The organism is Streptomyces sp. NPDC048383 (assembly GCF_040651775.1).
Lineage (GTDB): Bacteria > Actinomycetota > Actinomycetes > Streptomycetales > Streptomycetaceae > Streptomyces.
This window is the reverse complement of sequence record NZ_JBEZKS010000119.1, coordinates 1-7,765: the sequence shown is the minus strand read 5'-3', so window position 1 is coordinate 7,765 and position 7,765 is coordinate 1. Positions and strand designations below refer to the sequence as shown.

Annotated in this window: 6 protein-coding genes; 5 read left to right on the top strand and 1 reads right to left on the bottom strand. The window is 70.4% G+C overall.

Going from position 1 to position 7,765, the window contains the following annotated elements:
* The coding region (locus AB0D46_RS38030) for a homocysteine S-methyltransferase family protein (RefSeq protein ID WP_362884621.1) at positions 1-1,109 on the bottom strand (1,109 nt) is incomplete at its 3' end.
* A 252-nt stretch (positions 1,110-1,361) separates the two neighbouring features.
* Between AB0D46_RS38030 and AB0D46_RS38025 the strand changes: the two genes are divergently transcribed.
* From AB0D46_RS38025 to AB0D46_RS38005, 5 genes are all read left to right on the top strand, one after another.
* The gene (locus tag AB0D46_RS38025) at positions 1,362-2,129 is read left to right on the top strand and encodes an IclR family transcriptional regulator (RefSeq protein WP_362884619.1); all 768 of its coding nucleotides are present in this window, start codon (positions 1,362-1,364) and stop codon (positions 2,127-2,129) included.
* A gap of 324 nt (positions 2,130-2,453) precedes the next feature.
* Positions 2,454-3,236: an MIP/aquaporin family protein gene (locus AB0D46_RS38020; RefSeq protein WP_362884617.1), complete on the top strand. Its 783-nt coding sequence runs from the start codon at positions 2,454-2,456 to the stop codon at positions 3,234-3,236.
* Between the two features lie 79 nt (positions 3,237-3,315).
* Positions 3,316-4,842 (top strand): glycerol kinase GlpK, encoded by a 1,527-nt coding sequence (glpK, locus tag AB0D46_RS38015; protein ID WP_362884615.1) that lies wholly within the window; start codon positions 3,316-3,318, stop codon positions 4,840-4,842.
* Positions 4,843-4,880: 38 nt separating this feature from the next.
* The gene (locus AB0D46_RS38010) at positions 4,881-6,488 is read left to right on the top strand and encodes a glycerol-3-phosphate dehydrogenase/oxidase (protein ID WP_362884613.1); all 1,608 of its coding nucleotides are present in this window, start codon (positions 4,881-4,883) and stop codon (positions 6,486-6,488) included.
* 127 nt (positions 6,489-6,615) lie between these two features.
* Complete coding sequence (locus AB0D46_RS38005) at positions 6,616-7,737, top strand: PAC2 family protein (RefSeq protein WP_362884611.1); 1,122 nt, start codon at positions 6,616-6,618, stop codon at positions 7,735-7,737.
* The last annotated feature ends 28 nt before the right edge of the window (positions 7,738-7,765 follow it).

Genomic DNA, 7,765 nt, shown 5'->3' with positions numbered 1-7,765 from the left:
TCCAACATCGCCTCGCGGAACTTCTTCGACCCGTTCGCGTTCGTCCGCTCACCGATCGCCATGTACGCCGTGTCCTGCCGGAACGCCACCGTCTGATAGAGGGAGGCCGCACCGGGCTCCGGCTGCGGACTGCGCTCGGTGACGGCCGTGCCGCGGACCCGCTCCACGACCTGCCGCAGGTGCTCGGGCGTCGTGCCGCAGCAGCCGCCGACCAGGGACAGTCCGTACTCCCGGACGAAGGTCTCCTGCGCGTCCGCGAGCTCGGGGGCCGACAGCGGGTAGTGGGCGCCCTGCTTGGTCAGGACAGGCAGGCCGGCGTTGGGCATGCAGGAGAGCGGGATGCGGGCGTTGCGCGCCAGATACCGCAGGTGCTCGCTCATCTCCGCCGGACCGGTCGCGCAGTTCAGGCCGATCATGTCGATGCCCAACGGCTCCAACGCCGTCAACGCCGCGCCGATCTCCGAGCCGAGCAGCATGGTGCCCGTGGTCTCGACGGTGACGGAGCAGATCAGCGGGACGGAGATGCCGAGGGCCTCCATGGCCCGGCGGGCGCCGATGATGGACGACTTCGTCTGGAGGAGGTCCTGGGTGGTCTCGACGAGGAGTGCGTCGGCGCCGCCGGTGATCAGGCCCTCGGCGTTGATCTGGTAGGCGTCGCGGATCTGGGCGTAGGTGATGTGGCCCAGGGTGGGGAGCTTGGTGCCCGGGCCCATGGAGCCGAGGACCCAGCGCTGCTGTCCGGTGGAGGCGGTGAACTCGTCCGCGACCTCGCGGGCGATGCGGGCGCCGGACTCCGACAGCTCGAAGTTGCGTTCGGGGATGTCGTACTCGGCGAGGGCCGCGAAGTTCGCGCCGAAGGTGTTGGTCTCGACGCAGTCGACACCGACGGAGAAGTAGGCCTCGTGGACCGAGCGGACGATGTCCGGGCGGGTGACGTTCAGGACCTCGTTGCAGCCTTCCAGCTGCTGGAAGTCCTCCATCGTCGGGTCCTGCTCCTGGAGCATCGTTCCCATGGCTCCGTCGGCGACGACCACGCGGGTGGCGAGCGCCTCCCGGAGGGCGTCGGCCCGGGTTTGGGTGTCTGCGGGCGGGTTCGACAACGAGGCCATGGTTGAGCTCCCTGGGATGCGACGGCTGTCGGCTTTGCACCCCCTCGTGTCAAGGGTGCACGCGGTCAGGGTAACCGTGTGGCAGCGGACCCGGTGGGGGCGTCCCACGTGGCGGACTGCATTCTGTGCGCGGGACCCCGCACGGGGGTGGGACGGTGTGCACGGCCTTCGGGAATCGCCCAACCATGCACAAGGTCGGCATCGACCGATAGTGTTCAGCATTGTCGAACTACGTCAGCAGGAGGCTGCGCGATGGCACGGAACATCCAGTCGCTCGAACGAGCCGCTGCGATGCTGCGGCTCCTGGCGGGCGGGGAGCGCCGGCTGGGACTGTCGGATGTGGCGTCGTCCTTGGGCCTGGCCAAGGGGACGGCGCACGGGATCCTGCGCACCCTGCAGGCCGAGGGCTTCGTCGAGCAGGACCCGGCGTCGGGGCGGTACCAGTTGGGCGCGGAGCTGCTCCGCCTGGGCAACAGTTATCTGGACGTGCACGAGCTGCGCGCCCGCGCCCTGGTGTGGACGGACGACCTGGCCCGGGCGAGCGGCGAGAGCGTGTACGTGGGGGTGCTGCACAAGAGCGGGGTGCTGATCATGCACCACGTGTTCCGGCCGGACGACAGCCGTCAGGTGCTGGAGGTGGGGGCGATGCAGCCGCTGCATTCCACGGCTCTGGGCAAGGTCCTGTCGGCCTACGATCCGGTCGCGCACACCCAGGTGGTGGAGGTGGAGCGGGAGTCGTTCACGCCCCGTACGGTCACGGACGCGGTCGGTTTCGAGGGGGTCCTGGACCTGACGCGGGCGCGCGGTTGGGCCGCGGACGTGGAGGAGACCTGGGAGGGCATCGCCTCGGTGGCGGCGCCGATCCTCGACCGGCGCCGGATGCCGGTGGGCGCGGTGGCGGTCGCGGGGGCCGTGGAGCGGGTCTGCGGGGAGGACGGGGAGCCCCGGGCGTCGCTGGTGGCGTCGGTCCGGGACTGCGCACGGTCGGTTTCGCGCGATCTCGGGGCGGGCCGGTTCTGAGCTTGACTTGATTCGTTCGGCCCACCCAGGGGGCGCTTCCGGCGCTCCTTGGGTGGGTTTTGTCGTTTCCGGACCGCTCAATGGCCTGATGTGGGCGATCGCACCGCGTGGTAACGATCCGGTTCTTTGACCTGGCCAACCCTTGACGCGTTCTTCATCCAGGCGGAAAACTGCCGTTCATCGGTCGGCATTGTCGAACACCTACCGGCAATACGCGTTAGGGTATGGCGAGGCCATGGACCGGTGCAGCACTCACCGAGTGTGTGGACCACCGGAGGGACCCGGTGTCCACCCACCCCTGGACGTAAGACAAAGGAGTCGCGGGTGTCCAGCTCCGACATCTTCATCGGCGAGACCATCGGTACCGCCCTGCTCACTCTGCTCGGTGGTGGCGTCTGCGCCGCCGTCACCCTCAAGAGCTCCAAGGCCCGCAACGCGGGCTGGCTCGCGATCACCTTCGGCTGGGGTTTCGCCGTACTGATCGCCGCCTACGTCTCCGCTCCGCTCTCCGGGGCCCACCTGAACCCGGCGGTCACCTTCGGCATCGCCGTCAAGACCGGCGAGTGGGGCGACGTCCCCGTGTACCTCGCGAGCCAGCTCCTCGGCGCCATGCTCGGTGCCGTCCTGATGTGGATCACGTACTACGGCCAGTTCCGCGCGCACCTGTCCGACCCCGAGCACATCCGCGACGCCAAGCTCGGTCCCGAGGACCCGCACCCGCACGACCAGGCCGGCCCGGTGCTCGGCGTCTTCTCCACGGGCCCCGAGATCCGTAATGTCGTGCAGAACCTCGCGACCGAGATCATCGGCACCGCCGTCCTGATCCTGGCCATCCTGACCCAGGGCCTCCAGGACGACGGCAAGGGACTCGGTGTCATAGGCGTCCTGATCACCTCGTTCGTGGTCGTCGGCATCGGCCTCTCGCTGGGCGGTCCGACCGGCTACGCCATCAACCCGGTCCGCGACCTCGGTCCGCGCATCGTGCACGCCCTGCTCCCGCTGCCCAACAAGGGCGGCTCGGACTGGGGGTACTCCTGGATCCCGGTCGTCGGCCCGCTCGTCGGTGCCGTACTCGCCGGCGGTCTGTACAACCTCGCGTTCGCCTGATCAGCACCTGCAGCGCTCGTAAGATCCGCACCGCACTCCTGATTCCGCCAACTCACCAGACCTGCCAGGAGCAGCCACCATGACCAGCAGCACCGGCCCCTTCATCGCCGCGATCGACCAGGGCACCACCTCCTCCCGCTGCATCGTCTTCGACCGCGACGGGCGCATCGTCGCCGTCGACCAGAAGGAGCACGAGCAGATCTTCCCGAAGCCGGGCTGGGTCGAGCACGACGCCGCCGAGATCTGGACCAACGTCCAGGAGGTCGTCGCCGGGGCCATCGCCAAGGCGGAGATCACCGCCGCCGACGTCAAGGCCGTCGGCATCACCAACCAGCGCGAGACCACCCTGCTGTGGGACAGGAACACCGGCGAGCCGGTGCACAACGCCCTCGTCTGGCAGGACACCCGCACCGACGCCCTGTGCAAGGAGCTCGGCCGCAACGTCGGCCAGGACCGCTTCCGCCGCGAGACCGGCCTCCCGCTGGCCAGCTACTTCGCCGGCCCCAAGGTCCGCTGGCTGCTCGACAACGTCGAGGGCCTGCGCGAGCGCGCCGAGGCGGGCGACATCCTCTTCGGCACCATGGACTCGTGGGTCATCTGGAACCTCACGGGCGGCGCCCAGGGCGGCGTGCACGTCACCGACGTCACCAACGCCTCGCGCACCATGCTGATGAACCTGCACACGCTGGCCTGGGACGACAAGATCGCGGAGTCCATGGGCGTCCCGCTCAACGTGCTCCCCGAGATCAAGTCCTCCGCCGAGGTCTACGGCCACGTCAAGGACGGCGTGCTCGCCGGTGTCCCGGTCGCCTCGGCGCTCGGTGACCAGCAGGCCGCCCTCTTCGGGCAGACCTGTTTCGCCGAGGGCGAGGCGAAGTCCACGTACGGCACCGGCACGTTCATGCTGATGAACACCGCCGACAAGATCATCAACTCCTACAGCGGCCTGCTGACCACGGTCGGCTACCAGATCGGCGACCAGAAGCCGGTCTACGCCCTGGAAGGCTCCATCGCCGTCACCGGCTCGCTCGTCCAGTGGATGCGCGACCAGATGGGCCTGATCAAGTCGGCCGCCGAGATCGAGACGCTGGCCTCCTCGGTCGAGGACAACGGCGGCGCCTACTTCGTCCCGGCCTTCTCCGGCCTGTTCGCCCCGTACTGGCGCTCCGACGCCCGCGGTGTGATCACCGGCCTGACCCGGTACGTCACCAAGGCGCACATCGCCCGTGCCGTCCTGGAGGCCACCGCCTGGCAGACCCGCGAGATCACCGACGCCATGACCAAGGACTCCGGCGTCGAGCTGGCGGCCCTCAAGGTCGACGGCGGCATGACCTCCAACAACCTGCTGATGCAGACGCTCTCGGACTTCCTGGACGCCCCCGTGGTGCGCCCGATGGTCGCCGAGACCACCTGCCTCGGCGCCGCCTACGCCGCCGGCCTGGCCGTCGGCTTCTGGCCCGACACCGACGCCCTGCGCGCCAACTGGCGCCGCGCGGCGGAGTGGACCCCGCGGATGCCCGCCGAGCAGCGGGACCGCGAGTACAAGAGCTGGCTCAAGGCCGTGGAGCGGTCCATGGGCTGGGTCGACGACGAAGACGCCAGCTGACCGCACCGGCTGACGAATCGACGAGGAGCTAAAGAGACATGAGCAGCCCGCAGCGCGTCCCCACCCTGGGTACGCACCCGACGGCCGGTTCCCACCCGAGCCGTGCAGAGACCCGTGAGCAGCTGGCCAAGGCCACGTACGACCTGCTGGTCATCGGCGGTGGAATCCTGGGCACCTCGGTGGCCTGGCACGCCGCGCAGTCGGGGCTGCGGGTCGCCATGGTGGACGCCGGTGACTTCGCCGGCGCCACCTCCTCCGCCTCCTCCAAGCTCGTCCACGGCGGTCTGCGCTACCTGCAGACCGGCGCGGTCAAGCTCGTCGCGGAGAACCACCACGAGCGCCGGGTGCTGGCCAAGGACGTGGCCCCGCACCTGGTCAACCCGCTGACCTTCTACCTGCCCGTGTACAAGGGCGGTCCGGTCGGCGCGGCGAAGCTGGGCGCGGGCGTGTTCGCGTACTCGGCGCTCTCGGCCTTCGGTGACGGGATCGGCAAGGTCATCTCGCCGGCCCGCGCCGTCGCCGACAACCCGGGCCTGAAGACGGACAACCTGAAGGCCGTCGCGGTCTACTACGACCACCAGATGAACGACTCCCGCGTCGCCGTCATGACGGTCCGCGCGGCCGTCGAGTCGGGTGCGGTCGTCCTCAACCACGCCGAGGTCACCGGGCTGCGCATGACGCGCGGCCGGGTCTCCGGTGCCGAGCTCAAGGACCGCCTCGACGGCACCGAGTTCGGTGTCGACGCGCGGGTCGTGCTCAACGCCACCGGCCCGTGGGTGGACCACCTGCGGCGCATGGAGGACAAGCACTCCATGCCGTCGATCCGGTTGTCCAAGGGCGCGCACATCGTCATGAAGCGCAAGTCGCCGTGGAAGGCCGCCATGGCCACCCCGATCGACAAGTACCGCATCACCTTCGCCCTGCCGTGGGAGGACCAGCTGCTCCTCGGTACGACCGACGAGGCCTACGAGGGCGACCCGGCGGACGTGCGCGCCACCGAGTCCGACATCCAGCAGATCCTCGACGAGGCGGCGTTCTCCGTGAACGACGCGGATCTCGACCGTTCGCTGATGACGTACGCCTTCGCGGGCCTGCGGGTGCTGCCCGGCGGCCCCGGTGGGGTGGAGAAGGCCAAGCGCGAGACGGTCGTCTCCGAGGGCGCGGGCGGCATGCTGTCGGTGGCCGGCGGCAAGTGGACGACGTACCGTCACATCGGCCGTGTGGTCATGGACAAGCTGGCCAAGCTCCCGGGCAGCCCGCTGACCGAGGACATGGAGCCGCAGAAGTCGCTGGTGCGCCGGATCCCGCTGCCCGGTGTCGCGAACCCGAACGCGGTCGCGCACCGACTGCTGGTGGACCGTGAGCCCGGCACCCGCATGGACCCGCTGACGGCCCGCCACCTGGCCTCCCACTACGGCTCGCTGGCCTTCGACATCGCCCGCATGGCGAACGAGGACCCGGCGCTGGCCGAGCGCATCCACCCGGACGGTCCGGAGATCTGGGCGCAGGTCGCCTACGCCCGTGACAACGAGTGGGCCGAGACGGTCGACGACGTGCTGCGCCGCCGCACGACGGTGACGGTCCGCGGTCTGGACGACGCCTCCGTGCGCGCCCGCGTCCAGGAGATGCTGGGTCACAAGGCATAGCTCGCGCGCAGGTGGGGAAGAGGGGCGGTTCCGAGGGGAACCGCCCCTCCGTCGTGGGCTGTGGTCGGTGCCGCCTCAAGGCTTAGGCTGGCCCACGTACGCAAGGGAACTTCGGAAGGAGACCTGGGTGATCGAGCTTGAGGGCGTGCCCGAGCTGATCGACCCGGTCATGGTGGCCGCGTTCGAGGGCTGGAACGACGCGGGTGACGCCGCCTCCGGTGCGGTGGCGCACCTGGACCGGGAGTGGAAGGGCGAGGTCTTCGCGGCTCTGGACGCCGAGGACTACTACGACTTCCAGGTCAACCGGCCGACGGTGTGGCTGGACAACGGGGTCAGGAAGATCACCTGGCCGACGACGCGGCTGTCCGTGGTCCGGATCGGCGGTGCGAAGCCGCGCGACCTGGTGCTGGTGCGGGGCATCGAACCGTCCATGCGGTGGCGGTCGTTCTGCAACGAGCTGCTCGGCTTCGCGCACGAACTGGGCGTGGAGATGGTGGTCATCCTGGGCGCGCTGCTCGGGGACACCCCGCACACGCGGCCCGTGCCGGTCAGCGGGGTGACCTCGGACGCCGACCTGGCGCGGACGATGGACCTGGAGGAGACGAAGTACGAGGGTCCGACCGGGATCGTGGGCGTGCTGCAGGAGGCCTGCACCCACGCGGGCGTTCCCGCGGTGTCGCTGTGGGCGGCCGTGCCGCACTACGTGTCCCAGCCGCCCAACCCGAAGGCGACGCTGGCGCTGCTCAACCGGCTGGAGGACCTGATCGACATCAGGATCCCGCTGGGCGAGCTGCCGGAGGACGCGCGGGCCTGGCAGCTGGGCGTGGACCAGTTGGCCGCCGAGGACAGCGAGGTGGCGGAGTACGTCCAGACGCTGGAGGAGGCGCGGGACACAGCGGACCTGCCGGAGGCCTCCGGGGACGCGATCGCCCGGGAGTTCGAACGGTACCTACGGCGTCGGGACCCCTCGGCCACCGCGGAGCCGGGTGACGGCTCGTACCGGCGGGACACCGCCGGCGGCCTGAGCCGGGGGGCCAAGCGCAAGCCGGAGCCGGAACCGCCGGCGGGGGCGGGGGCGCCCGAGGGGGCCGCCGACGGGTCCGACGGCGGGGCGGAGGAGGCGGCGGGGCCGTCCGGGACCGCGGGGACTCCCGCGACGCCCGAGGCGCCCGAGCCGCCGGGGAAGCCGGAGGCCCCCGGGGCCCCCGGGGCCCCCGAGAAACCGGGCTCCTCCTCCCCCGACGCCTAGGCGGAACGAGAAACGCCGGACCGGCCGC

Excerpts from the sequence above, each read along its gene's own strand:
- AB0D46_RS38010 (WP_362884613.1), top strand. The coding sequence starts at position 4,881 with ATGAGCAGCCCGCAGCGCGTCCCCACCCTGGGTACGCACCCGACGGCC.
- AB0D46_RS38025 (WP_362884619.1), top strand. The coding sequence starts at position 1,362 with ATGGCACGGAACATCCAGTCGCTCGAACGAGCCGCTGCGATGCTGCGG.
- glpK (WP_362884615.1), top strand. The coding sequence starts at position 3,316 with ATGACCAGCAGCACCGGCCCCTTCATCGCCGCGATCGACCAGGGCACC.